The 26,571-nt window shown below is 64.1% G+C and carries 30 protein-coding genes and 2 tRNA genes; 21 read left to right on the forward strand and 11 right to left on the reverse strand.

Annotated elements, in window-relative coordinates; genetic code table 11:
- Nucleotides 1–93: 93 nt before the first annotated feature.
- From J2R80_RS31940 to J2R80_RS31955, 4 genes are all read left to right on the forward strand, one after another.
- Nucleotides 94–1,122 (forward strand): LacI family DNA-binding transcriptional regulator, encoded by a 1,029-nt coding sequence (locus J2R80_RS31940; protein WP_076826532.1) that lies wholly within the window; start codon nt 94–96, stop codon nt 1,120–1,122.
- A gap of 209 nt (nt 1,123–1,331) precedes the next feature.
- Complete coding sequence (locus J2R80_RS31945; protein WP_141339954.1) at nt 1,332–3,170, forward strand: IlvD/Edd family dehydratase; 1,839 nt, start codon at nt 1,332–1,334, stop codon at nt 3,168–3,170.
- 111 nt (nt 3,171–3,281) lie between these two features.
- Entirely contained in the window at nt 3,282–4,016 is a 735-nt protein-coding gene (locus tag J2R80_RS31950) for an SDR family oxidoreductase (RefSeq protein WP_253639938.1), read from the forward strand.
- Nucleotides 4,017–4,028: 12 nt separating this feature from the next.
- The gene (locus J2R80_RS31955; protein ID WP_076826527.1) at nt 4,029–4,775 is read left to right on the forward strand and encodes an SDR family NAD(P)-dependent oxidoreductase; all 747 of its coding nucleotides are present in this window, start codon (nt 4,029–4,031) and stop codon (nt 4,773–4,775) included.
- On the opposite strand, the gene J2R80_RS31960 is transcribed toward J2R80_RS31955, so the two are convergent.
- Complete coding sequence (locus J2R80_RS31960) at nt 4,772–5,644, reverse strand: LysR substrate-binding domain-containing protein (RefSeq protein ID WP_076826525.1); 873 nt, start codon at nt 5,642–5,644, stop codon at nt 4,772–4,774. The genes J2R80_RS31955 and J2R80_RS31960 overlap by 4 nt on opposite strands.
- Before the next feature lie 92 nt (nt 5,645–5,736).
- Between J2R80_RS31960 and J2R80_RS31965 the strand changes: the two genes are divergently transcribed.
- The 4 genes from J2R80_RS31965 (at nt 5,737) to J2R80_RS31980 (ending at nt 9,345) form a co-directional block, all read left to right on the forward strand.
- Nucleotides 5,737–6,639: a DMT family transporter gene (locus J2R80_RS31965; RefSeq protein WP_076826523.1), complete on the forward strand. Its 903-nt coding sequence runs from the start codon at nt 5,737–5,739 to the stop codon at nt 6,637–6,639.
- Between the two features lie 85 nt (nt 6,640–6,724).
- Nucleotides 6,725–7,405, forward strand: a complete 681-nt coding sequence (locus tag J2R80_RS31970) for a site-2 protease family protein (protein WP_038384092.1) — start codon at nt 6,725–6,727, stop codon at nt 7,403–7,405.
- Nucleotides 7,406–7,507: 102 nt separating this feature from the next.
- Nucleotides 7,508–7,915, forward strand: a complete 408-nt coding sequence (locus tag J2R80_RS31975; RefSeq protein ID WP_057020029.1) for a hypothetical protein — start codon at nt 7,508–7,510, stop codon at nt 7,913–7,915.
- Nucleotides 7,916–8,151: 236 nt separating this feature from the next.
- Nucleotides 8,152–9,345 carry an ABC transporter substrate-binding protein gene (locus tag J2R80_RS31980; protein WP_375162665.1) on the forward strand — a complete coding sequence of 398 codons (1,194 nt, stop codon included), beginning with the start codon at nt 8,152–8,154 and terminating at the stop codon, nt 9,343–9,345.
- Nucleotides 9,346–9,484: 139 nt separating this feature from the next.
- Here J2R80_RS31980 and J2R80_RS31985 read toward each other — a convergent pair whose 3' ends face one another.
- From J2R80_RS31985 to J2R80_RS32015, 7 genes are all read right to left on the reverse strand, one after another.
- Nucleotides 9,485–10,279, reverse strand: a complete 795-nt coding sequence (locus J2R80_RS31985) for a TonB family protein (protein ID WP_076826520.1) — start codon at nt 10,277–10,279, stop codon at nt 9,485–9,487.
- An 11-nt stretch (nt 10,280–10,290) separates the two neighbouring features.
- Nucleotides 10,291–10,755, reverse strand: coding sequence for a TonB system transport protein ExbD (gene exbD / locus J2R80_RS31990; protein WP_076826519.1), 465 nt, complete (start codon nt 10,753–10,755; stop codon nt 10,291–10,293).
- A gap of 3 nt (nt 10,756–10,758) precedes the next feature.
- Entirely contained in the window at nt 10,759–11,802 is a 1,044-nt protein-coding gene (exbB, locus tag J2R80_RS31995; RefSeq protein WP_143270793.1) for a tonB-system energizer ExbB, read from the reverse strand.
- A gap of 3 nt (nt 11,803–11,805) precedes the next feature.
- Complete coding sequence (locus J2R80_RS32000) at nt 11,806–12,495, reverse strand: Fe2+-dependent dioxygenase (RefSeq protein WP_076826517.1); 690 nt, start codon at nt 12,493–12,495, stop codon at nt 11,806–11,808.
- Between the two features lie 20 nt (nt 12,496–12,515).
- Nucleotides 12,516–15,083, reverse strand: a complete 2,568-nt coding sequence (locus J2R80_RS32005; RefSeq protein ID WP_076826515.1) for a TonB-dependent siderophore receptor — start codon at nt 15,081–15,083, stop codon at nt 12,516–12,518.
- A gap of 259 nt (nt 15,084–15,342) precedes the next feature.
- Complete coding sequence (locus J2R80_RS32010) at nt 15,343–15,582, reverse strand: hypothetical protein (protein ID WP_028344615.1); 240 nt, start codon at nt 15,580–15,582, stop codon at nt 15,343–15,345.
- 127 nt (nt 15,583–15,709) lie between these two features.
- The gene (locus J2R80_RS32015) at nt 15,710–16,171 is read right to left on the reverse strand and encodes a MarR family winged helix-turn-helix transcriptional regulator (protein ID WP_016841339.1); all 462 of its coding nucleotides are present in this window, start codon (nt 16,169–16,171) and stop codon (nt 15,710–15,712) included.
- Nucleotides 16,172–16,353: 182 nt separating this feature from the next.
- Between J2R80_RS32015 and J2R80_RS32020 the strand changes: the two genes are divergently transcribed.
- The 3 genes from J2R80_RS32020 to J2R80_RS32030 all read left to right on the forward strand — a co-directional run bounded on the left by J2R80_RS32020 (nt 16,354) and on the right by J2R80_RS32030 (nt 21,284).
- A complete protein-coding gene (locus tag J2R80_RS32020; RefSeq protein ID WP_076826513.1) occupies nt 16,354–17,523 on the forward strand; it encodes an efflux RND transporter periplasmic adaptor subunit in 1,170 nt (389 codons plus the stop codon).
- Nucleotides 17,520–20,672 carry an efflux RND transporter permease subunit gene (locus tag J2R80_RS32025; RefSeq protein WP_076826511.1) on the forward strand — a complete coding sequence of 1,051 codons (3,153 nt, stop codon included), beginning with the start codon at nt 17,520–17,522 and terminating at the stop codon, nt 20,670–20,672. Before J2R80_RS32020 ends, J2R80_RS32025 begins: the two co-directional genes overlap by 4 nt.
- Nucleotides 20,673–20,777: 105 nt before the next feature.
- On the forward strand, nt 20,778–21,284 hold the full coding sequence (locus tag J2R80_RS32030) for an invasion associated locus B family protein (RefSeq protein WP_076826741.1): 507 nt from the start codon (nt 20,778–20,780) through the stop codon (nt 21,282–21,284).
- A 22-nt stretch (nt 21,285–21,306) separates the two neighbouring features.
- Here J2R80_RS32030 and J2R80_RS32035 read toward each other — a convergent pair whose 3' ends face one another.
- Complete coding sequence (locus J2R80_RS32035) at nt 21,307–21,714, reverse strand: GNAT family N-acetyltransferase (RefSeq protein ID WP_018271115.1); 408 nt, start codon at nt 21,712–21,714, stop codon at nt 21,307–21,309.
- A 171-nt stretch (nt 21,715–21,885) separates the two neighbouring features.
- Nucleotides 21,886–21,959, reverse strand: a tRNA-Gln gene (locus J2R80_RS32040).
- A 149-nt stretch (nt 21,960–22,108) separates the two neighbouring features.
- On the opposite strand from J2R80_RS32040, the gene J2R80_RS32045 reads away from it, so the two are divergent.
- From J2R80_RS32045 to J2R80_RS32080, 8 genes are all read left to right on the forward strand, one after another.
- Entirely contained in the window at nt 22,109–22,468 is a 360-nt protein-coding gene (locus tag J2R80_RS32045; protein ID WP_253639940.1) for a hypothetical protein, read from the forward strand.
- Nucleotides 22,469–22,496: 28 nt separating this feature from the next.
- Nucleotides 22,497–22,724, forward strand: coding sequence for a hypothetical protein (locus J2R80_RS32050; protein ID WP_253639941.1), 228 nt, complete (start codon nt 22,497–22,499; stop codon nt 22,722–22,724).
- 103 nt (nt 22,725–22,827) lie between these two features.
- Nucleotides 22,828–23,886 carry a hypothetical protein gene (locus J2R80_RS32055; protein ID WP_253639942.1) on the forward strand — a complete coding sequence of 353 codons (1,059 nt, stop codon included), beginning with the start codon at nt 22,828–22,830 and terminating at the stop codon, nt 23,884–23,886.
- Nucleotides 23,883–24,131 (forward strand): hypothetical protein, encoded by a 249-nt coding sequence (locus J2R80_RS32060; RefSeq protein ID WP_253639943.1) that lies wholly within the window; start codon nt 23,883–23,885, stop codon nt 24,129–24,131. Before J2R80_RS32055 ends, J2R80_RS32060 begins: the two co-directional genes overlap by 4 nt.
- The gene (locus J2R80_RS32065) at nt 24,128–24,658 is read left to right on the forward strand and encodes an HD domain-containing protein (protein ID WP_253639944.1); all 531 of its coding nucleotides are present in this window, start codon (nt 24,128–24,130) and stop codon (nt 24,656–24,658) included. Before J2R80_RS32060 ends, J2R80_RS32065 begins: the two co-directional genes overlap by 4 nt.
- Before the next feature lie 139 nt (nt 24,659–24,797).
- Nucleotides 24,798–25,094 (forward strand): hypothetical protein, encoded by a 297-nt coding sequence (locus tag J2R80_RS32070; RefSeq protein WP_253639945.1) that lies wholly within the window; start codon nt 24,798–24,800, stop codon nt 25,092–25,094.
- A complete protein-coding gene (locus J2R80_RS32075) occupies nt 25,084–25,506 on the forward strand; it encodes a hypothetical protein (RefSeq protein WP_253639946.1) in 423 nt (140 codons plus the stop codon). Before J2R80_RS32070 ends, J2R80_RS32075 begins: the two co-directional genes overlap by 11 nt.
- Before the next feature lie 26 nt (nt 25,507–25,532).
- Nucleotides 25,533–25,922: a hypothetical protein gene (locus J2R80_RS32080; protein ID WP_253639947.1), complete on the forward strand. Its 390-nt coding sequence runs from the start codon at nt 25,533–25,535 to the stop codon at nt 25,920–25,922.
- Here J2R80_RS32080 and J2R80_RS32085 read toward each other — a convergent pair.
- Nucleotides 25,923–25,997: transfer RNA gene (locus tag J2R80_RS32085), tRNA-His, on the reverse strand. It abuts the gene before it with no gap.
- 10 nt (nt 25,998–26,007) lie between these two features.
- Between J2R80_RS32085 and J2R80_RS32090 the strand changes: the two genes are divergently transcribed.
- Together J2R80_RS32090 and J2R80_RS32095 are read left to right on the forward strand one after the other, a co-directional pair.
- The gene (locus J2R80_RS32090; protein ID WP_253639948.1) at nt 26,008–26,196 is read left to right on the forward strand and encodes a hypothetical protein; all 189 of its coding nucleotides are present in this window, start codon (nt 26,008–26,010) and stop codon (nt 26,194–26,196) included.
- Nucleotides 26,193–26,501: a hypothetical protein gene (locus J2R80_RS32095; protein WP_253639949.1), complete on the forward strand. Its 309-nt coding sequence runs from the start codon at nt 26,193–26,195 to the stop codon at nt 26,499–26,501. Before J2R80_RS32090 ends, J2R80_RS32095 begins: the two co-directional genes overlap by 4 nt.
- Nucleotides 26,502–26,571 lie beyond the last annotated feature (70 nt).

The following is a 26,571-nucleotide window of genomic DNA, read 5'->3' on the forward strand; positions in this document are numbered from 1 at the left end:
TTATCCGGTTTTGGCAATCGTTCGATTAGCAATCGCTTGGTAGCGCTGTCAATATCAGTTTGTCTGCGACGAACGTCGTGATATGAGCGGCAAATGGCCCGAAAGCGCATCACGCCAGGCAAGATCCGGCTCGCCGAAGTCGCGAAGCTCGCCGGTGTCAGTCCGATTACGGCCTCACGGTTCTTCAGGAATCCGGAAGCACTTTCGGCCGGCAAGCGCGCGCGGGTCGATAGTGCGGCAAAAGAACTCGGTTACGTGCCCAATCTCGCGGCACGCGCGCTTGCGTCGCAGCGCACCGAGGTGATCGGTGTCCTGATCCCGTCGCTGACCAACAACGTGTTCTCCGACGTGCTGCGCGGCATCTATGACGCGCTCGACGGCAGCCGCTACAGCATTCAGCTCGCCAACACCCGCTACAGCATCCTGCAGGAAGAGCGCCTGCTGCGTCTGTTTCTGGCACAGAAGCCGGCCGGGCTGATCATTACCGGCATCAACCAGACCGCCGATTCCCGCCGCATCATGGAGACGGTCGATTGTCCGATCGTCCAGATCATGGAGGTCGGTCCCTCCCCGATCGACATGATGATCGGATTCTCGCATTTTGACGCCGCAAAAGCCGCCATCGCCCACCTGCTGGCGCAGAGCTACCGGCGGATCGGATTCCTCGGCGCGCGGATGGATCCGCGGGTGCAGCGCCGGCTCGACGGCTATCGCTCCGCGATGACCGACGCTGGGCTGTTCGATCCACAGCTTATTGTGACAACGGCGATCCCGACCTCGGTCACGCTCGGCGGCACGCTGTTTGCCGACCTGCTCGCCAAGGCGCCCGACATCGACGCCGTGTTCTGCGTCAATGACGACCTTGCGCTCGGCGCGCTGTTCGAATGCAAGCGGCGGCACATGGCAGTGCCGGAGCAGATGGCGATCGTCGGCTTCAATGACCTCGAATTCATGGCGTCGAGCGAGCCGACCTTGAGCAGCGTGCGTACCAACCGCTACGAAATGGGCAGAAACGCTGCCGTGATGGTGATCGAGACGCTGGAAGGGCGCCGGCCGACCGAACCCGTCGTCGATCTCGGCTTCAGTGTCATGGAACGGCAAAGCTCGGCGCGACGCAATTGACGTCGCCCGGCAGCTGCCTGTCATAAGGGACGCGAAAATGATAAAATGATAGCGCAACCAAGACCCTTCAACTAAGGTCCAATCCATCACACGAAACACCTGTGCGTGATCGGTCGGGTTTGTAATGCATGACGATTTGCGCAAGGTAGAAACGACCTTGAACCAGAGCCCTTGAATGGGCCCACAAGTTTGCATTGCGGGAGAAACCAATGACAAAACCCCCCACCAACGGGCACGACGCCGCAGGCGCGACCAGCAAGGGCAAGGGCCGCAGGCTCCGCTCCCAGGAATGGTTCGACAACCCGCACAATCCGGGCATGACCGCGCTCTATCTCGAGCGCTATCTCAATTACGGCCTGACGCGAGAGGAATTGCAGTCGGGTAAGCCGATCATCGGCATCGCGCAGACCGGCAACGACCTCTCGCCCTGCAATCGGCATCACCTCGAGCTCGCACACCGCGTCCGCGAGGGCATCCGCGCCGCCGGCGGCATCGCGATGGAGTTTCCGACCCATCCGATCCAGGAGACCGGCAAGCGCCCGACTGCGGCGCTCGACCGCAACCTCGCCTATCTCGGCCTGGTCGAGGTGCTGTTCGGCTATCCGCTCGACGGCGTGGTGCTGACCACCGGCTGCGACAAGACCACGCCGGCCTGCATGATGGCGGCGGCGACCGTCAACCTGCCGGCGATCGTGCTGTCGGGCGGCCCGATGCTGAACGGCTGGCACGAGGGCCAGCGCACCGGCTCCGGCACCGTGGTGTGGAAGGCGCGCGAACGGCTCGCCGCCGGCGAGATCGACTATGAGCAATTCATCGAGATCGTGGCCTCTTCGGCCCCCTCGGTCGGCCACTGCAACACGATGGGCACCGCCTCCACCATGAACTCGCTCGCGGAAGCGCTCGGCTTCTCGCTGCCGGGCTGCGCGGCGATCCCGGCGCCGTATCGCGAGCGCGGCCAGATCGCCTACGAGACCGGCAAGCGCATCGTCGACATGGTCTGGGAGGATTTGAAGCCGTCGGACTTCCTGACGCGCGAGGCGTTCGAGAACTGCATCGTGGTCAACTCCGCGATCGGCGGCTCGACCAATGCGCCGATCCATATCAATGCGTTGGCGCGCCATGTCGGCGTCGAGCTGTCGATCGACGACTGGCAGAAATACGGCCATGACGTCCCGCTGCTGGTGAACATGCAGCCGGCCGGCTTCTATCTCGGCGAGGAATATCACCGCGCCGGCGGCGTGCCCTCGGTGGTGCGCGAGCTGATCAAGCACAAGCGCATCCACGAAGGCGCCCTCACCGTCAACGGCCGCACCATGGGCGAGAATTGCAAGGAAGCACCTGCGCCCGACGGCGACGTGATCTGGGGCTACGACAAGCCGCTGGTGAAGGACGCCGGCTTCATCGTGCTGCGCGGCAATCTCTTTGATTCCGCGATCATGAAGACCAGCGTGATCTCGAAGGAATTCCGCGACCGCTATCTGTCCAACCCGAAGGACCTCAATGCCTTCGAGGGCCGCGCCATCGTGTTCGAGGGGCCGGAGGATTATCACAACCGTATCGAGGATCCCGCGCTCGACATTGATGAGCACTGCGTCCTGTTCGTCCGCGGCACCGGCCCGATCGGCTATCCCGGCGGCGCCGAGGTGGTGAACATGCAGCCGCCCGCCGCGCTGATCAAACGCGGCATCCTGTCCCTGCCCTGCATCGGCGACGGAAGGCAGTCCGGCACCTCGGGCTCGCCCTCGATCCTCAACGCCTCGCCCGAGGCCGCCGCCGATGGCGGGCTCGCAATCCTGAGGACTGGCGACAAGGTGCGCATCGACCTCAACAAGGGCAGCGCCAACATCATGATCTCGGAGGATGAGCTGCGCACCCGCCGCGCCGAGCTGAAGGCCAAGGGCGGCTTCCCGCATCCGGCCAACCAGACGCCGTGGCAGGAGCTCTACCGCAAGACCGTCGGCCAGCACGCGACCGGCGCCTGTCTCGAGCTCGCGACGCGCTACCACGACATCGCCGGCAAGGTCGGCGTGGCGCGCGACAATCATTAGGACGCAAACCGTCATTGCCGGGCGCGGCCCGGCAATCCATCGTTCTTCGAAAGATGGATGCGCGGGTCAAGCCCGCGCATGACTGCCAATCGCCAAAGAAGGAAGAAACGCATGTCAGACCGCCTGAAGGGCAAACGCGCATTCGTAACCGCCGCGGCCGTCGGCATCGGCCGCGCCTGCGCGCTGGCCTTTGCCCGCGAGGGCGCGAGCGTGTTCGCGACCGATATCGACGAAGGCAAGCTTGCGCTGCTCAGGCAGGAAGGCGCCGCCGAGGTTGCGAAGCTCGACGTGCGCGACACCGCAGCGGTCGAGGCAATCGCAAAGCGCGCCGGCAAGACCGACATCCTGCTCAATGCCGCGGGCTTCGTGCATCACGGCACGGTGCTGGAGTGTTCGGACGACGACTGGGACTTCTCCTTCGACCTCAACGTCAAGTCGATGCACCGCACCACGCGCGCTTTCCTGCCGGGCATGCTGGCGCAGGGCGGCGGTGCCATCGTCAACATCGCCTCCGCCGCCGGCGCGGTGAAGGCGGCGCCGAACCGCTACGTCTATAGCGCCACCAAGGCCACGGTCGCGGCACTGACGCGCTCGGTCGCGGCCGACTTCATCACCAAGGGCATCCGCTGCAACTGCATCTGCCCCGGCACCATCGAGACACCTTCGATGCTTGAGCGTGCGGCGGCTGCCGGCCCGCAGGGACGCGAGATGTTCGTTGCGCGCCAGCCGATGGGCCGGCTCGGCACCGCCGAGGAAATCGCCGCGCTCGCCGTCTATCTCGCCAGCGACGAAAGCTCGTTCACCACAGGCGTCGCCCATGTCATCGACGGCGGCTGGACGCTTTAATCGGGAGGCAGCATGAACAAGATCGATCTCAACGGCCGCTGTGCCGTCGTCACCGGCGGCGCGCAGGGATTTGGCCGCGCCATCACCGAGCGCTTTGTCGCGTCGGGCGCCAAGGTCGCGATCTGGGATTTCGACCAGCCGCTGGCCGAGAAGACCGCGCGGGCGATCGGCGAGAACGTGATCGCGATCAAGACCGACGTCACCAATCCCGACGCGGTCGACGCCGCGCGCGATCAAACGCTGCGGGCGTTCGGCAAGATCGACATTCTCGTCAACAACGCCGGCATCACCGGAGCCAACAAGCCGGTATGGGAAACCGATCTCGAGGATTGGCGCCGGGTGATGCGCATCAATCTCGAGGGGCCCTTCATCTGCTGCAAGGCGATCGTGCCGACCATGATCGGCCGGAAGTACGGCCGCATCGTCAACATCGCCTCGATCGCCGGCAAGGAGGGCAATCCAAACGCCGCGCATTATTCGTCGTCGAAGGCGGGCCTGATCGCGCTCACCAAATCGCTCGGCAAGGAGCTCGCGCAGCACGACATCCTGGTCAATGCGGTGACGCCGGCCGCGGCGAAGACCGCGATCTTCGACCAGATGACCCAGCAGCACATCGATTTCATGCTGTCGAAGATCCCGAAGGCCCGCTTCGTCCAGGTCGAGGAGCTCGCCTCGATGGTGGCATGGCTGGCGTCGGAGGATTGCGCCTTCTCCACCGGCGCGGTGTTCGACATCTCCGGCGGCCGCGCGACCTATTAAACCGCCGCTCGCCTCGCCGGCTGCCGAAGCGCCGCGACGAGATGATCGGCCAGGAGTGACGCCGCGTGCGGCAGGTTTTGCGCGCGATGCAGCCGTATCTCGGCCCGCGGCAGCAGGGGCATGCCGTCGCGCGCGGTCAGCCGACGCAGCGTCGGCGGAAACGTCCCCGACTTGACCACGGTCACGGCGAGGCCCTGCGCCGCGATCGCCTCGACCGCGGACAGGCTGTGGCTGACAAAGGCGAGCCGCCACGGCCGGTTCGCCTCGTCCAGCGCCTGCATCGCCCAGCTCCGGAACAGGCAGCCCTGCGGATAGAGCGCGACGGGCAGCGGATCGAGCTCCTCGACGCGATGCGCAGCGCTCGCGGCCCACACCGCCTGCTCGGTGCGCAGCAACTCGCCCTCGCCGCGTCCCTCGGGGTGCATCGCGATCACGAGGTCATAGGCTTCGCCGAGCCGATCGGTCATCGTCGACGTCAACCCGGTCTCCATCTCGAGATGGATCAGCGGATAGCTGGCGATGAAGTCCTTGAGCAGCGGCGGGACGATCATCGTCCCATAGTCGTCCATCACGCCAAGGCGAACCCGTCCATCCGTGCCATGCTCGCGCACCCGGCCGACCGCCTCCGCGTTGAGGCTCAGGATGCGGCGGGCATAACCGAGCAATCCCTCGCCGGCTGCACTCAGGTCGACACTGGACGTGCTGCGGTGAAACAGTTCGGCCTGCAGTCGCTCTTCCAGCCGCTTCACCTGCATGCTGACGGCGGATTGGGTCCGGTTCAGCGCTGAGGCCGCGCGGGTGAAGGAGCGATGCTCCGCCACCGCGACAAAGGCCTGCAGAAGATCCGGGTCCAGGATGGGCGCGCTCATAACGATCCGTGATTTAGTCGATCAAATCTATTCCATTTCCTGATTATGTCCCCGTCCCTAGATTGCGCAAGCAAAACCAAGGGACGGACGGAATGGGCGAGATCTGGGGGGTGTTGGCGGCGGTGGCATCGAGCGCGCTCGGCGGCACCTCGATCGGGGCGACGCGGTTTCTGGTCGGCGCCATCGACCCGCTGGCGATCGGCGCGTTCCGCTTCGGTATCGGCGTCCTGCTGCTGCTGCCGCTGGCACTGCTGCAACGCCGGAACTGGCCGACGCGGCACGATTGGCTCGGCGTTGCCGGCCTCGGCCTGCTGTTCTTTGCGGGGTTTCCGGTCCTGTTCAATGCCTCATTGATCTTCACCACCGCCGCGCGCGGCGCGCTCGCGCTGTCGACGCTGCCGCTTCTGACCATGCTGGTCGGCGCGGCGCTCGGCGCCGAAGCGCTCACCGCGCGCAAGACCGCAGGCGTCCTGGTCACCATCCTCGGCGTCTCGATGGCGCTGCTCTCCGGCCTCGCCACGGCGCCGCTTGGTGCCTGGCGCGGCGACCTCTTGATGATCGCAGCCGCGCTGTGCATGGCGCTCTACAGCATCTGGTCAAAACCCTATATCCGCCGCGCCGGCCCGATCCCCTTCACCACGCTCGCGATGGCCGCCGGGGCGGTGGTGCTCATTGTCGCCTCGCTGCTGCGCGGCAGTTTTGCGCCGGTTGCCGATTTCGGCGCGCCGCAATGGTCCGGCGCGATCTATCTCGGCGCCTTCGGCGCTGCGCTCACCTTCTATCTCTGGGCCTTCGCGCTGGAGCGGACGACGCCGACCCGGGTGGCGATCTCGGTCACCGTCAATCCGATCGCGGCATCGCTGGTTGGCGCAGCGCTGCTCGGCGAGCCGCTGAGCTGGAATCTTTTGGCCGGCATCGTCACCGTGTTCGCCGGCATCTGGATCGCGACCACCCAGCCGCCTCTGGCGCACGCGGTCGCCCCCGACATGCGCTGACCTGCGGCAACGCTCGCCAGCAAGGCCTTCCGCGAATCCGTGCTAGCCTGAGGTCCGGTCCCAGCGAACCCGAGGCGGCATGCCATTGAACATCTCCCTCTATGACATCTCCGTCTGGGTATTGCCGGTGGTCATTGCGATCACGTTTCACGAAGCCGCGCACGGCTTCGTCGCTCATCGGCTCGGCGACGACACCGCCTGGCAGCTCGGCCGCGTCAGCTTCAACCCGCTGAAGCACATCGATCCGTTCGGCACGCTGATCCTGCCTGCAGTGCTGCTGTTCGCGCATTCGCCGTTCCTGTTCGGCTACGCCAAGCCGGTGCCGGTGAACTTCCGCAAGCTCAATCATCCCAAGCTCGATATGGTGTGGGTGGCGCTGGCCGGCCCGGCCACCAACATCATCCTGGCGATCGCCGCGGCGCTGGCATTCCACGCGCTGCCATTGGTGCCGGCCGATGCCGCAAAATGGACCGCGGACAATCTGAAAAACGCCTTCCTGATCAATATCGTGCTCGCGATCTTCAACATGATGCCGATCCCGCCGCTGGACGGCGGCCGGGTCGCGGTCGGGCTGTTGCCAAGGCCGCTGGCGATCCCGCTCGCCCGGCTGGAGCCCTACGGCATGCTGATCCTGATCGGGCTGTTGATCCTGCTGCCGGTGATTGGCCAGCAAGTCGGCCTAAATCTTGATGTTATTTCAACGATACTGCGAACTCTGACCGGCTATGTAATCAACGCCCTTCTCCTCATTACCGGAAACACATAGCCTTGATCTGCGCACGACCCGACCGAAAACCGGTAGCCATTTTTCCGGGTCGCGCGTTGAGGACAGGAACGCTTCGAGGCCATGGTGATCAAAGCTGCCGATATGCTGATTGCACGACGCGCCGACACCCGAGCGCGGGCCGACTTTGCGACCTGGAAGATGATGGCCAAGCTGAACGGCGCCTCCGCCTTGCCGCCTGAGGCGCAGAATTTCCTGGCCATTTACAACAAGCTGCTGGGACAGATGAGCGAAGCCGACGCCGGCGAGGCGACCATCCAGGAGATGTACCGCACCTACTATGTCGAGATGGGCGGCGCCGGCAAAGCGCCGGAGGTTCCGGCGCGCGCGCGCGAGCCGGTCGCCGACAATGGCAACGTCACGACGTTCCGCCGCCTGCCCCCCAAGAAGACGAGCACCTCCGACCCGAACGCCAAGCGTTCGATGCCGGTGGCACTGATCTTCGCCTGCCTCGTCGTGGTCTACGTCGCGATCCGGTACTACTGGAAATAGCGCCGTCCGCGCTTCACCCTATCCGCGTCTGATGATCGAACTCCGCGCACCGCGGCATCCCGTCGCGCGTCACCGGCTGCGCAATCGCCGCGGCGCGGAATATAGCGCACGATCAAACGCGCCGGCGCTCTAGGCGATGCACCCGATGCCGGGCATAATCCGGAACTCAAAAGCAAAATCATACTGGAGGGAAGATGAAGCGTTCCATTGCAGCCTCGGTCACGACGGCCTTGGTCATGGCCACGAGTCTTGCGTTCTGCGGCGGTGCGTCGGCGCAGACGATGGACAAGGTCGCCAAGGTCGGCGCGCTCGGCGATCAGTCCGGCCTCTATCAGGATATCGGCGGTCCCGGCTCGACGGTGGCGGCGCAGATGGCGATCGAGGATTCCGGGCTGCTGGCGAAGGGCTGGAAGATTGATCTGATCTCGGCCGATCACCAGAACAAGCCCGATGTCGCAGTCAACATCGGCAAGCAATGGATCGATGTCGAGAAGGTCGACGTGTTCGTCGACCTCGCGGCCTCCAATGTCGGACTCGCGATCGCCAACCTCTCGAAGGAGAAGAACGTCGTCAACCTGAACTCGGGCTCCGCCTCGTCCGACCTCACGGGCGCTCAGTGTTCGCCGAACACGGTGCACTGGGTCTATGACACCTACATGCTCGCCAACGGCACCGGCAAGGCGCTGGTCAAATCCGGCGGCGACACCTGGTTCTTCCTCACCGCGGACTATGCGTTCGGCCAGGCGCTCGAGCGCGACACCTCGGCGGTGGTCACCGCGAATGGCGGCAAGGTGCTCGGCAGCGTCAAGCATCCGCTCAACAACGCGGACTTCTCCTCCTTCCTGCTGCAAGCACAAAGCTCGAAGGCCAAGATCGTCGGGCTCGCTAACGCCGGCGGCGACACCACCAACGCGATCAAGCAGGCCGCGGAATTCGGCATCGTCTCGGGCGGCCAGCGGCTTGCCGGCATGCTGCTGTTCATCACCGACATCAACGCGCTCGGCCTCAACGTCGCGCAGGGGCTGAACTTCACCGAGACGTTCTACTGGGACATGAACGACCAGACCCGCGCCTTCTCCAAGCGCTTCATCGAACGCTTCAAGAAGAACCCACCGACCATGGTGCAGGCCGGCGTCTATTCCTCGCTGATCCACTATTTCAAGGCGCTGGAAGCGCTCGGCGGCAATCCGCATGACGGTCGCGCCGTGGTCGCCAAGATGAAGGAGATGCCGACCGACGATCCCCTGTTCGGCAAGGGCTCGATCCGCGTCGACGGCCGCAAGATCCACCCCGCCTATCTGTTCGAGGTGAAGAAGCCGTCGGACTCGAAATATCCGTGGGACTATTACAAGCTGGTCGCCACCATCCCCGCGGACGAGGCCTTCCTCCCGCTCGAGAAGAGCGTCTGCCCGCTGGTGAAGAAGAGCTGAGGCAACGTCGTTCCGGCCCGCGTGAAACGGCGAACCAGGAATCGACCAGCGGCACATTCAATGGAGAAATGGATTCCGGGTTCGCGACTTGTCGCGCCCCGCAATGACGCCGGGTCTGATCGCAGCCAGCCGCGGCGCGCTACTTCTTCGGCTTGTTGTAATTGACGTCGAGGCTGAACGAGAACTGATCGTCGGTCAGGTCGGCCGGCGGCGCCGGGACCGGATCGGACCGGTGGACCATCGAGATCGCCGCGTCGTCAAAGGCGGCATCTCCGGACGATTCCAGCACGGCAACCGACAGCACCTTGCCCAGACGATTCAGCACCAGGGCGACCTTCACCTTGGCCTCCTTGGCCTTGCCCTTCTCTGGGAATTTCTTGTGCAGGTCGAGATAGGCGCTGATCTTCTTGCCCCACTTGGCGGTCAGCAGCAGCTTGTCCTTGCCGATGCCTGGGTTGGGTGCCTTGGTGGTTTCCGACTGACGCGCGTCCTCCAATTTGGTCGGCGCGGCCGCCTCCGAGGCCTGCTGCGCTTCCTGCGCGTTGGCCTCGACCTTGGCGACCTTGGCCTCCTCCTCCTTCTGCTTCTTGGCAGTGTCTTCCGTCACGATGCGATCGGGGTCGTCGGACTCCACCGGCTTTTCCTGAGGCAGGTCGGTGTCCTTCACCTCGGCCTTCTGCTGCGCCATTTCCTGCACAGCCTGCTGCTCGTCAGCCAGCGGTCCAGGCGGTAGGGCCTCTTCAGTCGCATCCGCGGAAGCCAGCTCGACGGCGTACTCCGCGCCGGCAGCGCCGAGCCCCTCGTCGCCGTCGTCGCCGCGCAAATTGGTCAGTGCCAGCGCGGCACCGCCCAGATGCAGCCCGACTGCCGTCACGGCGGCGATCACCCAGAGCCGCTTCGAGGTCCGCAGATCGAGATCGGGGTTGGTGGACATCGCGTTCGCCGTCAGGGTTTGGCAGGATCGGCCTGCGCCGCCGCGGGCGCTCCCGGAACGCCCTCGAGCGCGACCAGCTTCACGTGCGTGTAGCCGCCGGCGCGCAGCAGCTCCATCACGCCCATCAGCTCGCCATAGGGTACCATCCGATCGGCCCGCAGGAACACGTATTTGTCCCGGGTCATGTCGGGCACAGCATCCAGCGAATTGACCAGGTCGACGCGCTTCACCGCGTTCTCCCCGATCGCCAGCGTCAGATCCGGCTTGATGCTGAGATAGGTCGGCTTGTCCGGCTTCTTCTGCGGCGTCGCGCTGGAGGTCGGCAGATCGATCGGCAAATCGACGGTCGAGAGCGGTGCCGCCACCATGAAGATGATCAGCAGCACCAGCATGACATCGATGAACGGCGTGACGTTGATCTCGTGGGATTCCGCGAAATCGTCGTCGCCATCGTTCTCGGAGATCGAGACTGCCATCGCCTACTCCGCCGCTGCGGCGCGCGCATGCGCGTTGCGCGGAACGTCGCCATGGGTGCGATCGAGATCGCGCGACAGCAGCCGTCCGGCGGCGCCCGAGGCTCGGTTGACGAGCTCGAGATAGACCTTCGTGACGCGCGAGAAGTGGTTGTAGATGATCACGGCCGGGATCGCCGCGACGAGGCCGATCGCGGTCGCGAGCAGCGCTTCCGCAATGCCCGGCGCCACCACGGCAAGGTTGGTCGTCTGCGACTTCGAAATGCCGATGAAGCTGTTCATGATGCCCCAGACGGTGCCGAACAGGCCGACGAAGGGCGACGTCGCGCCGATGGTCGCGAGCAGGCCCATGCCGATGCGGATCTTGCGGGCTTCGGCGCGCACGATCTCGGCGAAGCTCGACGCCGCGCGCTCCTTGATGCCGCTGTCGCTCGAGATGCCCGCCGACAGGCGCCCCTCCCGCATCGCAGCAGCGATGAACGACGACAGCACGCTACCCTTGGCACCGAGCGCGAACTGCGCTTCGGCCAGCGAGCGGGATTCAGCGATCTTGGCCAGCGCGCCACGCAGCTTGCGCTGCGCTACCGTCAGCTCGACCATCTTGGCGATGAACACCGTCCACGTGACGAGCGACGCGAATGCCAGACCGAGCATCACCGCCTTCACAATGATGTCGGCGTTTAAGAACATGTTCCACGGCGACAATTCGTGCAGGCCGGTCGAGGTCGACTTCAGCGACTTGCTGTCGCCGCTCGCGGGCGCAGCCAGGGACGCCTCGTTCGCCGTCGGTGCCGGAGCCGCCGCGGCAGGGGCCGGCGCGGCCTGAGCCTGCGGCGCCGCTTGTGCCGGCTGGGCGGCCACCGGCGCGGCCTGGGCAGCCGCCGCAGGCTGGGCCGCCGCCGGCTGGGCGGGTGCGGCCTGAGGCCGGGTCACGGGTGCGGGCTGCGCTACAGGCGCCGTTTGCTGCTGCGCCGAAGACGGCGCGGCCAGCATCAGCATCGCCAGCGAGGCGATCATGGCGGATGCAGCGGGGAACTTGAATGTCATCATCAGTTACACTTCAGCCCAGTGACGGATCAGGTTGTGATAAATCCCGGTCAATTTGACCGTTTCGGGGTCATCGCGCCCCAGCCGCTCCACCAGAGCCTGGATCGCGGTATCGAGATCAAAGATCAGGCTGCGCCCGTGTGCATCCCGTATCATGCTCTGCAGCCAGAAAAAAGACGCTACCCGGGTCCCCCGCGTGACCGGCGTGACCAGATGCAAGCTGGAAGCAGGATAAACTACGAGATCGCCCGCCGGCAGCTTGATTTCATGGGATCCGTAGAGGTCTTCGATGACGAGCTCGCCGCCATCGTAGTCCTCCGGCTCCGATAAAAACAGCGTGACCGAGAGGTCGGTGCGGATCCTCATGCCCGTCAGCCTGTCGCCGCGCACCGCATTGTCGACGTGCAGGCCGAAATGGTGCCCGTCGCTGGCGGCATAGCGGTTGAACAAGGGTGGAAAGATTCTAAGCGGGATCGCCGCCGAGATGAAGCGCGGGCTCGCCGACAGCGCCGACAGGATGCGGTTGCCGAGCTGCCGCGCGACCTCGCTGTCGGGCGGCAGCTGCTCGTTGCGCTTGACCATCGCGGAAGCGGCGCCGGCGGTCGAGCGGCCGTCCTCCCATTCGGCTTGCGCCATGATGCGGCGGAAGTCCGCCACATCAGCCTTGCTCAATACGTTGGGAACACAGACCAGCATCTCGTGCCGCGAAGCCTCCGTCAGTAACGCGCAGAAACAACCAGATACGCGGCGCGTCCCGGCGCTTCGAGCACGAACGGCGCCGCGCTCTGGTACAGCGCGTCGTAGTAGCGCTTGTCGAAGATGTTGTTGACGAACAGCTTCATGGTCCAGTGCTTGTCGATCTTAGCTTCGGCAAAGGCGTCGAAGCGCCAATAGCTCGGGATCGAGGTGCCCTGGTTGGCCGCGAGCAGCGTGCCGCCATAGACCTTCGAGCGATACACCGCCTGCCCGCCTAGCTCCCACATGTCGGTGAGCTGGTACTTGGTCAGCATGCTGAACGACTGGTGCGCGACGTTGGCGAGCGGCAGTCCGACATTGCTGGAGTACAGGATGGTGTTGGCCGGCGGCGCCAGCGACCTCGTCACTGCCGACTGCATCAGCACGAGACCGCCGAACACGCTCCATTTGTCGGTGATCTTGCCGCCGACGCCGAGATCGATGCCGCGGATGCGGTAGGCCGCGCCCGCGGTGATGCAGGAGATATTGCCGGTCGTCCCGGTCGGATAGGAGCAGCCGAGCGCTGCCGCCGCGGTGGCGTTGTTCACGTTCTGCGATTCGCGCGCATTTTCCTTCTCGGTCTGGAACAGCGCCGCCGTCACCAGCAGATGACGATCGAACAATTCCCACTTGGTGCCGACTTCGATCGCCTTGTTCTTTTCCGGCCCGAAGATCTGGGTATTGCCGCCGTTCAGCACGGGAGACAGGCCGCCATACGCCGTGCTGGTGCCGTCGAATTCGGCGCCGACCGGGTTGGATGAGGTCGCATAGGCCGCATAGACGCTGCCGTTCGGCAACGGCTTCAAGGTGAGGCCGAGGTTGAAGTTCGGCATCCCGAAGTCGGCCGACTGACTGCCGAATGTGGTCCTGCCGCCCGAAGTCAGATAGCCTGACGTGTTGATCTTGTAGTCGTCGTAGCGGATGCCGCCATTGAGGATCACGAAGTCATTGTAGTTCGCGGTATCCATGATGTAGCCGCTGGTGGTGTCGATCCCGATCTTGGTCGGCAGCCCGGACAGCCCCGACGGAATCGGGAACGGAATGTTGGTGTATTGCGGATTGAACACGCTGACGCCGGAGAGCGATCCGCTTCCCGTGAATGCCGATGTGCCGGTCGTTATTTCCGAGCTCAGGCCGAGATATCTGTCGATCGACGACCGCTCGTTGTCGTATTCGACGCCGGCCGTCGTCGTGTGCTTGAAGCCGAGGCCGTCGACCGACTTGTAGGTCGCCTCGGTCTGGTTGGCGAACACGTCGGTGACCTGGTAGCGGCTTTGCGGATTGGCGCTCAACGTATACGCCGTGAACGGAGCGCCGGCGGCAAGCGTCGGCGCTTCCGGCAGCGTGCCGATGTAGTTCTGGGTCGAACGCGATTCCCGGATCTTGTTGCTGACCACGAGGTCCGGCGTGATCTGCACCTCGGCATTGATCGTGCCGATGTCCTGCCCGGTCCTGAAGAAGTCGCGGTTGACGAAGCCGTAGAAATTGTTGCGGTTGACGCCGAAATCCGGGAACGGACCGCCGGCCGTGCTCGCGGTGCTCGGCCGATAGTACGGCACGCCGAAATCCGGGAGTCCGGTCAGTTCGGTGTGGATGTAGTTGCCGGTGATCTTCACCGCATCGACCGGCTTCCACGAGCCGGCGACGAACGCGCCGTTGCGGTCGTCGGTGACGTAGCTGCGGCCGGCGACGCCGGCATCCTGGAACAGGCCGCCGGCGCGGATCGCCAGTGTCGGGCTGATCACCTGGTTGACGTCGAGCGTCACGCGCTTGGTGCGATCGGTGCCGAACGTGGTGTCCATGTTGTAGAAGCTGTTCTGCGTCGTCGCCTGCTTGGTGACGATGTTGATCGCGCCGCCGGTGGTGCCGCGGCCGGCAAAGGACGAGCCCGGGCCGCGCAGGATCTCGACCTGCTCGGTGAAGAAGTTCTCGCGGACGCTGACGCCGGAGTCGCGCACGCCGTCGATGAAGATGTCGTTGCGCGCATCGAAACCGCGGATGAAGAAGCGGTCGCCGAAGGCATTGCCGCCCTCGCCCGTGCCGAGCGTGACGCCGGCGGTCGACAGGATCGCCGACTTCAGCGATGTGGCGTTCTTGTCTTCGAGCACGTCCTTGGTCAGCACCGTGACCGATTTCGGCGTGTTCAGGATCGGCTCGGGATATTTCCCGGACGACTGCAAACGGTCGCCCTTGTACGGCGCGGCCGGATCCGCGTACGGATCGCGGTCGGCGGGAAGACCGCCGGCGTTGGGAAACGGCACCGGCGCCTGCTGTGCCTGCTGGTTGTTACGTCGCGCGGCGCGACGCAGCGCGTTGCGGGCGCGGACCTGGTCCGCAGTGGGCCTTGACGTCACGGGCCGCGGGCGAGCGACCGGGGCATCGACATTCACCGGCGGCAGGTTGGATTGCTGCGCTTCAGCCCCCGAAAACGACGCCACCGCGATCAGGCTCGCGACTGCGGAGACCTTCGTGACGGAATAACCGGTGTCATCAGCCGAACCGATCGCTGCATCAAAGCGCAGCGATCTCGGCGCCTTCACATTGCTCATGTCTTGCTCGCCCCAGAAAAATCAGCTCGTTCGCGAAATGAAGCTGCGACGAACTGTCTCCATCGGTTATCGAGCGTGACCTTTTTTATCAATGCGACGAGCGCAACAGTCGGCTTGAATCGCCCCAATTCAAAGCGATTCTAATCTACGGTTTGAAATCGTTCTAAACTGTAGTTTTTAAGTGTTCTAATAATCGTTCTAAATCGATGCCGCCCGTCATTGGCTGCCGCGTGCGGGCGCTGTCCATGCGACCACGCGATTACTCGGCGCTTGGCGGCTTCATCAGCGAAAACAGTTCGTCGATCGTCCGCTGCGCGACCTGCCGCACGCGGTCGCTGTTCTCAAGGCCGGCGATGTTGACGCCGTTGACGACCGCTTTGATCTCGTCGCGGAAGTCGGTGAGAAAGCGCAGCGGGTCGCGCTGCTCGTTGGCGACGCGCGCGATCAATCCTGTAACCAGGATCTGGCATGCCATCATGCGCCCGTTCAACTCATCCATCGCAGCCCTCGTCCTCTCGCATCGTCGCTGCGCGATATGGACGACATCCCGCGACGATTCAACCGGCTCGCGCACGCTGCAACGGGTGAATGGATGGAGCGAAGGAATCTGCGCACGATGAGATGCGCTATTTCGCAGCGATGCGCTCCGCCTCCTCGCCGAGCGCCTTGATGCGATCCTTGACCTCGCGCAGCGTGGCGAGGCCGCTTTCGACATGCTTGTCCGAGACGTCGCGCAGCACATCGCCGGCGATCGCGTCGCGCAGGCTGTCGAGATCGTCGACGAGGCGGCGCCCGCTCCTGGTCAGGAACAGGCGATTGGCACGGCGATCCCTGGGATCGGGACGGCGTTCGAGCAGGCCATGCTCGACGAGGCGGTCGAGCAGCCGCACCAGCGAGATCGGCTGCAATTCGAGGACGTCGGCGAGATCGACCTGGGACAGTCCCTCCTGCTCGCGCAGGCGGAACAGCACGATCCATTGCGCACGCGTGGTGCCTCGCGCCTTGGCGCGATGATCGATATAATTGCGCAGCAGCCGGGAACTCTCGACGAGCTGCGCGATAAACTGGCGTTTGAGATCGAGCGACATAGGGGTCCTCGGTGCGTTTCCCAGGCGAATTGTTTCTGCTCGTTTCTGACCTAAACCTTTCCAAATGTTTAGGATTCTCAAGCCTTGGTGTGTTTACACATTAAGTGCACGCATATTATATCCGCAAGCTCTGTGAACCGTTTCGATCAGCCTTTATTGTTACGTCGAACCCAAGAGTCCGCATGTCAAAGTCACGCACCATCGGTTGGGTTTTAGTGATCGCTGCGGTCGGCGCCGCCGGTTATTTCGGCTGGCAGAAACACACTAGCAACCAGCAGGCGATCGAAGCCGCGCAGAAGCGATCCGCCCAACGCCCGGCCGTTCCGGTCAAGATCTCGCCGGTCGAGAAAGCCGACTTCCCTGTCTATCTCACCGGCCTCGGCACCGTGCAGGCGTTCAACACGGTCCAGGTCCGCACCCGGGTCGACGGTCAGATCACCAGGATCGCTTTCAAGGAAGGCCAGTTCGTCAAGGCCGGTGACACGCTGGTCGAGATCGATCCGCGGCCCTATCAGGCGACGCTCGACCAGGCCAAGGCCAAGAAGGCCCAGGACGAAGCCAATCTCGCCAACGCCAATCTCGACCTGCAGCGCACCACCAGGCTCGGCGAGTTCGCGACACGCCAGCAGCTCGACACCCAGCGCTCCACGGTGGCGCAGCTGACCGCCCAGATCTCGGCTGACGAGGCCGCCATCTTCAACGCCCAGACCCAGGTGGACTACACGACCGTCAAATCCCCGATAGACGGGATTGTCGGCCTGCGACTGGTCGATATCGGCAACATCGTCAATGCCTCGGCCCAGACCGGCATTGTCACGATCACCCAGATCGAGCCGATCACGGTGATCTTCACCGCGCCGGAAGACCAGCTGCCGGACATCAAGGCGGCGCTGGCCGTGGCGCCGCCCAAGACCATTGCCCTGACCACCGACGGCAAGCGGGTGCTATCCACGGGAACCCTGGCGCTGATCAACAATCAGGTCGACACGTCAAGCGGGACTGTCCGGCTGAAGGCGGTGTTTGATAACAAGGACCACGCGCTGTGGCCGGGCCAGTCGGTCTCGACCCGCCTTCTGGTCAGGACCTTGAAGGATGCCACCGTCGTCCCGGATGACGCGGTGCAGCATGGCACCGATGGCCTCTACGCGTATTCAGTCAATCAGGAGAACAAGGCCGAGCTTCGCAAGATCAAGGTCAGCCAGTCGATCGACGGCAAGTCGGTGATCGACGAGGGCCTGTCGCCCGGACAGCAGGTGATCACCGCGGGGCAGTACAAGGTCTCGCCGGGAACCCCGGTGACAACGGCAGTGGCGAGCTCGGATCCGTCCCAGTCGAAGGTTGCGCAGGAATGAGCGTCGGCGCCGGAATTTCCGCACCATTCATTCGTTTCCCCATCGGCACCTCGCTGCTGATGGCGGGCATCCTGTTCGTCGGTCTCGTCGCCTATCCCCTGCTGCCGGTCGCGCCGCTGCCGCAGGTCGACTTCCCCACCATCCAGATCACTGCGACCCTGCCCGGCGCCAGCCCGGAAACGATGGCGACATCGGTCGCCCAGCCGCTGGAACGCCAGTTCGCGCAGATCCCCGGCATCGCGCAGATGACCTCGACCAGCTATCTCGGCACGGCGGCGGTCACCATCCAGTTCGACCTCAACCGCAGCATCGACGGCGCCGCCAACGACGTGCAGGCCGCCATCAACGCGGCCAGCGGCCAGTTGCCGAAAACCCTTCCCTCGCCGCCGACCTACCGCAAGGTCAACCCGGCGGACTCGCCGATCATGCTGCTGTCGGCGACATCGGACACGCTGCCGCTGACGACGGTCAGCGATGCCGTCGACGCCCAGCTGGCGCAGCAGATCAGCCAGATCTCGGGCGTTGCGCAGGTCATCATCGGCGGCCAGCAGAAGCCGTCGGTTCGCGTCCAGATCGACCCCGCCAAGCTCGTCGCCAAGGGCCTGTCGCTGGAGGACGTCCGCGCTGCGATCAACATCGCCACCGTCGACAGTCCGAAGGGCAACATCGACGGCGCCACCCGCGCCTATACCATCTACGCCAACGACCAGCTGCTCACGGCGAGCCCGTGGAACGACGTCATCATCGCCTACCGCAACGGCGGGCCGCTGCGGATCCGTGATATCGGCCAGGCCGTCACCGGGCCCGAGGACGCCAAGCAGGCCGCCTGGGCCAACGGCAAGCGCGGCGTATTCCTGGTCATCTTCAAGCAGCCCGGCGCCAACGTCATCGACACCGTCGACAAGATCAAGGCGGCGCTGCCCCGACTGGTCGCCGCGATCCCGCCGGCGATCAAGATCGACGTGATCAGCGACCGCACCACCACGATCCGCGCGGCGGTCGAGGACGTCCAGTTCACCCTGCTGCTGACCATCTTCCTGGTCGTGATGGTGATCTTCGTCTTCCTGCGCAGTTTCTGGGCGACCGTGATCCCGACGGTCACGGTGCCATTGGCGCTGCTCGGCGCCTGCGCGCTGATGTGGGTGTTCGGCTACACGCTCGACAATCTGTCGCTGATGGCGCTGACGATCGCGGTCGGCTTCGTGGTCGACGACGCCATCGTGATGCTGGAGAACATCAGCCGCTACATCGAAGAGGGCGAGAAGCCGATGGCTGCCGCCTTCAAGGGCTCGCAGGAAATCGGCTTCACCATCGTTTCGATCAGCATCTCACTGGTCGCGGTGCTGATCCCGCTGCTCCTGATGGGCGGCATCATCGGCCGCCTGTTCCGCGAATTCGCGGTCGTGCTCGCGATGACCATCTTCGTCTCGATGTTCGTGTCGCTGACGCTGACCCCGATGATGGCCTCGCGCTTCCTGCGCGCCCACAATGACGAGAAGCACGGTCGGTTCTACCAGCTCAGCGAGCGCGGCTTCGACGCCATGCTGCGCGGCTATCAGAGCGTGCTCGACCTCGCATTGCGCTGGAAGTTCACGACGCTGATGATCTTCTTCGGGACGCTGGCGCTGTCAGTCTACCTGTTCGTCGTCATCCCGAAGGGCTTCTTCCCGCAGCAGGACGTCGGCCTGATCACCGCGACCTCGGAAGCCAACCAGGACATCTCCTTCGCCGACATGAAGCGGAAGCAGGAGGAACTCGGCAAGATCGTGCAGCAGGATCCCGCGGTGGCGACGGTGGCGATGGCGATCGGCGGCAGCGGCCGCGCCGGCAACAACGGCGCGATGTACATCACGCTGAAGCCGCTGAAGGATCGCGACGCCAACGCGCAGCAGGTCATCGCCCGGCTGCGGCCGAAGCTGGAGAAGGTCGAGGGTGCCCGGCTGTTCATGCAGGCGGCGCAGGACGTCCGCCTCGGCGGCCGCCCGACCCGCACCCAGTTCGAATTCACGCTGCAGGATGCCAACCTCGCCGAATTGAACGAATGGGCGCCGAAGATTCTCGGCAAGATGCAAACGCTGCCGCAGCTGCGCGACGTCGCCACCGACCAGCAGACCAACGGCACCACGCTCGAATTGAAGATCAACCGCGACACCGCCTCGCGCTATGGCATCCAGCCGCAGCTGATCGACGACACGCTCTATGACGCGTTCGGCCAGCGCCAGGTGACGCAGTACTTCACCCAGCTCAACAGCTACCACGTCATCCTCGAGGTGTTGCCGGAGCTCCAGGGCGCGATCGACACGCTGAACAAGATCTACATCAAGTCGCCGCTGACCGGCGAACAGGTGCCGATCTCGACCTTCGCGACCTGGACCAGCGTGCCGGTACGGCCGCTCTCGATCAGCCATCAGGGCCAGTTCCCGGCGATCACCATCTCGTTCAACTTGGCGCAGGGTGTTGCGCTCGGCCAGGCGACGGAAGCGGTGCAGAAGGCGATGGTCGACCTCGGCGCGCCGCCGACACTGAGCTCGAGCTTCCAAGGCACCGCGCAGGCGTTCCAGCAATCGTTGTCGACCGTGCCGCTGTTGATCCTCGCGGCGCTCGTGGTCGTCTACCTGATCCTCGGCATTCTCTACGAGAGCTACATCCACCCGATCACGATTCTGTCGACGCTGCCGTCGGCCGGCGTCGGCGCGCTCGCGATCCTGATGGCGGCCGGCTTCGACTTCTCGCTGATCGCGCTGATCGGCATCATCCTTTTGATCGGCATCGTGAAGAAGAACGGCATCATGATGGTCGACTTCGCGATCGCGGCCGAGCGCGACCAGCACATGGAGCCTGTCGCGGCGATCCGCCAAGCCGCCCTGCTCCGCTTCCGCCCGATCATGATGACGACGATGGCCGCCTTGCTCGGCGGCGTGCCGCTGATGTTAGGGACCGGCACCGGTTCGGAAATCCGCCAGCCGCTCGGCTACGCCATGGTCGGCGGCCTGATCGTCAGCCAGGCGCTGACGCTGTTCACGACGCCGGTCGTCTACCTCTATCTCGACAGGCTCTCGAATGCGTTTGCGACCTGGGGCCGCTCGCCGCGCACCGACCACGATGCTGACGACGACGAGCATGGATCGGTCAAGGAGGCCGCCGAGTGACTTGACTTTGCTGGCATCCCGGCACATCCGAAAGATGTTCATTTCGGAGCCGGTACCGTGAAGATTGTCGCCAAGTCGCTCTTCGTCCTGCTGACCGCGTTCGGCATGGCCCACTCTGGCCACGCCCAGACGGCCAAGAGCAAGAACGCGCCCGCTCCGGCAGCTGCGCCCGCGGCTCCTCAGGGTGATACAGCAGCCCCCAACAATTCCGGCTGGATTGCGCGCTGCACCAGTGCGAGCCGCGACGCTTCGCTCGAATGCGCGATGGAACAGACCGCGGTGCTCACCAAGACCGGCCAGCTCATCGTGCTGGTCAATATCCGCGTTCCCGGCGACACCCGCACGCCGGTGGCGCTGATCCAGCTTCCACTCGGATTGAACCTGCCGGTCGGCGCCAAGCTGCAGGTCGACGACGGCAAGGCCGTCGACGTGCCGATCCAGACGTGCGAGGCGCGCGGCTGCTACATCAATACGCCGATCGCCGCCGATGTCCTGACCCAGCTGAAATCGGGTAAGCAGCTCAAAGTGTCGTTCCAGAATCTCGGCAAGGAAACCATCTCTATCCCGATGCCGCTTGCCGACTTCGCGACGGTCTACGACAAGATCAAATAGCGCCGCGCAGCGTAGCCGTCCGCTATCGCTCCCGCTTGTAGAGGAACGCGTTGTCCGGCTGCGGCATGCCGATGGTCTTGTAGAACCCGATCGAGTCAGGCGCCGACAACAGCAGGCACATCGATTCAGGTCCGGCGAGGCGCCGCGTTTCCGCGATCAGACGCTTGCCGATGCCATGTCCCTGGTATCCGCGATCGACCGCAAGGTCCGACAAATAGCAGCAATAGGCGAAATCGGTCAGCGCGCGCGACACGCCGACCAGCTTGCCCGCCTTCCGCGCCGTCACGATCAGATTCGCATTGGCGATCATGCGCTCCATCCGGTCGGTATCCGCCAGCGGTCGCCGCTCGCCGAGGCCCGACTGCCGCAGCACCTCGATGAACTCATCGACGCCGATCGACGCTTCGCGGGCATAGAGAATTTCGTCCATCAGCCTAAACCTCTGTTGCAACGAGCCGGACCACACGCGCGAGACCATGGTGGATTACGCCGGACCAATCCACCCTGCCGTGATGGCACACATACGACTGGTCCTCCGTCGGCAGCTGCAGCCGGCTATCTCGTCGGGATTTGAGAGGATGATCACGCCACCGAGGCGGATTGGCTGGGGAACCTGGATTCGAACCAAGACAAACAGAGTCAGAGTCTGTTGTGCTACCGTTACACCATTCCCCAACGAAGCGGTTGATTTCAAACGTCTTTTTCAGACTTTCTTGCAAGATCATAGGAGTGTCTTGCAATCGCGCGCTCGGTTGGCCCCTCTTTAGAGGCCTCTCCGTTCTCTGTCCATCCCCTCTGCGATCGATCTTTGTGGAGGGTCAGCGGTGATCGCAACCCTCCCTCGTCTCGTCTCCACCTTCGACCGCCGCTTCCCGGAACTCCGGACACCTGACGGCGCCGCCGGCCGCTGCTGCTGGGCCGCCGGGCTCTTCGCCGATTCCGTGCCAGGGGCCCGCGTCGCCTACCTGCTCGGCTCCCGTCGGTACTTCCTCGACCGTGTCGACGACTACCCGGCGCGCGACCCGCTCTTCTTTCACGCCGTCACCGTCGTCCGCGGCCAGGCCTTCGACTGGACCCGCCGGCAGCTTGAGCCGCGCGCCAGCCATCCTTTCGTCCAGCCGGTCGAGGCGCTCCGCCGGGACTGGATCCGGGTCGGCCGGTCGCCCGAGGAACTCGGCCTATGAAGACCATCACCAGCAGGAAGGCATCCAAATGACGACCCAATCGCTGGCCTGGTCCGGCGGCATCCTTCTGCTCATCGCGGCGTACTGCCTCGCCAAAACGTGGTTCCAGCCCGCCGGCATCCTCGCGACCGTCGGCGCCGTGCTCCTCATCATCGTAATCCTCTCGGTCGGCATTCCCGCCCTCGGCGGCGCGGTCGGCTACGCGTTCACAACCGTCTTCGAAATGAAGGACGTCCAAACCCATGACCACGACTGACTCGCCGCTCTATGACCTCCTGCTGCGTCTCCGGGACTACCTCGACATCAATTGCCAGCCCGGGAACGATCTGTCGCTGAAATTCTCCGGCGAGATCTCCGCGGTGCTGAAGCAATGGGAGGAGCGCCGCTGGATTGGCCCTATCAAGCTGGTGTCCGACCTGGTGAACGATCTCCTGACGCTCGACCAGAACCTGCCGGTCTACGGCGCCTACTTCATCGACCAGACCGATGACCGCTGCCGCGCGCGCGGGCTGTCGCTCTCGCTCGAACACGTCGTCAACGACCGGATCAAGCTTGACGCCTCGATCCCGCACAGCCTGGTCATCTGGTCGTCGCCCGACGGGCGCGAGCAAGGGCACCTCGCGCAGATGGTGCCGCTGCGGCAGGCGCTGGTCGAATTGCGCGGCGCTTTCGTGCGGGCATGGGGCTTCGAGCCGGGTCCTGAAAATCCGATCTACGGACCGGTGCTGAGGCGCGTCGACGCCGCGTTGGCAGAGAACCCGGGCCCGTTCTTTGAGTGCCCGAGCTGCGGCAAGGATTGCGCGGACGAGGACGAGCCGCACACGCCAGGATGCGATCGTTCGGACCCTATTGAGGATATCGAGCGGATTGTTTTGGTCGATGTACTCGACCTGAAGAAGCCCGAGCGCGCCGGTCATCACCTCCGGCATCTTGCTCGCACCGCTGCCTGCAAGATTATGGACCTGCCATCTGTTCGCGCTCCAGGTGCGACCGCAGAGAAGCGGACACCGGGCGCGCGCTGGCGAGCCGAAGGCAAGCCGGATCCGCACGGCGACCGATACGACTGCGACCGCGCGCAACTGGCCGGCGGCGACCTCACCGACGACGAGGTGGCCAACGCGGTCTTCCTCGACCCCGGCATCAACAATCTGACGATCGCGAAGGACCGCATCCGCTGGCTGTCCCGTCAGTTGGAGAAGGCAACCGCGCCCTATGTTCCGGTATGGGACGCGAACGACAACCGCCGATATGAGCCTGTCGAGACTCGAGCGAAGGAGATTTACGACGGTTTCGTCTACGACGGCGTCGGATCAAAACCGAAGTGGACACCTCATGGCAACGGCATAAAGCAGGACGATGCCCGCGACATCGCGCGTCGCGAACTGCGCGCTGCTGGCCACGTTCCGGCAGCCCGATGAAGTTCGCGCCGGTCAGCACCCTCGCCGACCTTGAGACGCTCGATGAGGGACAGATGATCGAAGGCTATCGTTCGGCCGAGCGCGGAGATCCCGAGCCGGGACCGAACCGCGGCCGTTCCTATTGGCACGGCTGGCGGAACAGGATGATTGATATGGGGGAGTTGCCTGGCGACGAAGCGTCCAGGTCTTTGGCCCGCGAATATTTGGCTGCTCAGGGGCAGCGGCGGGCAGCGGAGGGAAAATGAACTTGATCGAAATGGCCCGCGAATTCGCGCGGGAGAAGCACGCACTGCAGAAACGGAGCTACACCGGCGAACCGTACTTCGTGCACCTCGAGGAAGTCGCCGGCATTGTGGAGCGCGCCGGCCTGTCGGGAAGCGCGATCGCCGCGGCATGGCTGCATGATGTCGTCGAAGATCAGGACGTTCTTGAGAGCGAGCTCGTGGAGCGTTTCGGGCAGCCAGTGTCAGTAATGGTTATGGCGCTCACCGATATGCCGCCGACGCCGGCGCTGAATCGGGAGATGCGGAAGGATATCGATCGCCAACGTTTGGCGCGCGCGTCGGCCGAAACACAGGGCATCAAGTGCGCCGATCTCATCAGCAACACGTCTGCGATCTCGAAGCACAATCCCGGCTTCGCGAAGGTCTATCTGCCGGAGAAGCGCGCGACCCTCGAGATCCTGACGAATGCGCCGTCGCCGCTGCTCGAACAGGCCTGGGCGTCGCTGCTCGCGGCGGAAGTCGAGCTCTCCGCTCAACCGAAGCTTTGACCAAGGATGGAGACATGAATCCCCCGGATAAATTCGCTTCGCAGCCGATCAAGGCCCCCAAGCTTAGCAAGCGAGCGATCGCTGCCATCCAACGGATCAAGAATTGGGAAGACGAAAGCGAACGGAGCGCCCTGCAGCGATGACCAACCCGCAGCAGATGATCACGATGGACGAGCTCGAGGCCGGCAACATCGAACAGATGTGGCTGGAGGCGGTCGTCAAGAAGCTCGACCTCAAGGGAAAGCCCGGGTCGGAGATCACGCAGGAGCGAGTGAAGGACACCAACGTCACGACGCTCTGGCACAAGAACCAGCCTGTCGCGATCGCGGTCCGCCAGCGAAATGACTGGAACTGGACCGCGCTGACGCTGGTCGAGATCCCGCCGATGAGGGCGGAATTGGCAGGAGCGGTAGGAATCGAACCCAGTGGCGTATAACGACGTCGAGAACATGCGGCGCTATCGGCGCGAGTGGTACCATCGCAACAAGGACTTTGCGAAGGCAAAACGCGCCGAGCAGAAAAGCCGCATCAAGGAATGGTTGGAAGAGTTCAAGCGAGGGCTGAAGTGCTCGGAATGTCCCGAGGATCACCCGGCGACTTTAGACTTTCACCATCTTGAGCCGGATGGGAAAGATATCGGCGTTTCGCAAGCAATCACCGACGGATGGTCGATCGCCCGGATCAAGAGCGAGATGGCGAAATGCAAGGTGCTTTGCTCGAACTGCCATCGGAAACTACATCACTCTCTCGGGGATCGAGGCCGGCACCGGCGGCTAGAGTCGAACCAACCTGCAATGGTTTTGGAGACCATGCCGCGCCCAGCGCCCGCCGATTTACTCGCCGATTGAACCTCTAATTCCCCATGGAGACAGCAATGACGGATGAAGAGACCTTCGAGGCGTTGGAGAAATACTTCGGCTGCACCGTCCACGGCTGGCCATGCATCCCGCGGGCGCGCGCCAGGTGGTGGCAATTTCGTGCTCGCCGTGACGACCAGCTGGTCGACGGCGCCCTCGCCGCGATCGGCCGCGGCCCCTACACCGCCGAGATGAGCCGCGTGTTCTGGGAGCAGGTCCGCTACGGCCAGGACATCTGCGAAGACGCCGGCGGCTACGATTGGCGGTGCTGGTGCGCGGCGCTCGGCCTGCCCTTCCGGCAGCCGACGTTCACGTACAGCGGCTATGTCGCGCCCGGCGAGGACCCCAAGATCGGCGCTGCATATCGGGACATCTTCACGCAGCTCGGCGCCGGCGAAGGGATCTGATGGTCCTGACTGGGTGAATCGAACACCGCGTCTCCCGGTCCACGGCCGAGCGTCCTACCATTGAACAAAGTCAGGAGAGATTGAGATGGCAACACCAGAACAGAAGGCGGCATCGCGGAAGGTGATGGATGCTGTCACGGCGCTCAACAGCGCGCTGAGCGATGCCGGCAGCGAAGGCCTGCACGTCCGCCTTGAGACCGTGAATGAGCTCGGTCGGCGCAATCCGAACTACGTCGTCGCCGAGATCGAGACCCGCGAGACGGTGCTGCCGTGAGGTATCTCGTCCGCTGCTGCTGCGAGCCGGACAAGATCCTCGGCTATCTCACCGTCCCGCACGAAATGCGTAACGGCGAGCGCTATCCGATTTGCCGCATGGATCAGTTGCTCATCAACGCCCGTCCCTTTGAACCCTCCGAGCTCGTCCATTCGAAGATCGAAACCGCGCTGTTTCGCACCCTGATTAACGCGGACGGAAACCGCGAGATCGCCGTCTACTCCGATGATCGGCCGATCGAGTTTTGGCGTGGAGTTCGAGGTTTCGAGGAAGTGGTCGCAGGCACTGGGGTTGAACCAGCCTAGCCGCCCTTATGAGAGGCAGCCCCTACCCGACCGAGGGCCTGCGAAAGGAAGGAATTCACGAAATGCCGCG

The organism is Bradyrhizobium sp. USDA 4541 (assembly GCF_024171085.1).
In the GTDB taxonomy this organism is placed as follows: domain Bacteria; phylum Pseudomonadota; class Alphaproteobacteria; order Rhizobiales; family Xanthobacteraceae; genus Bradyrhizobium; species Bradyrhizobium australafricanum.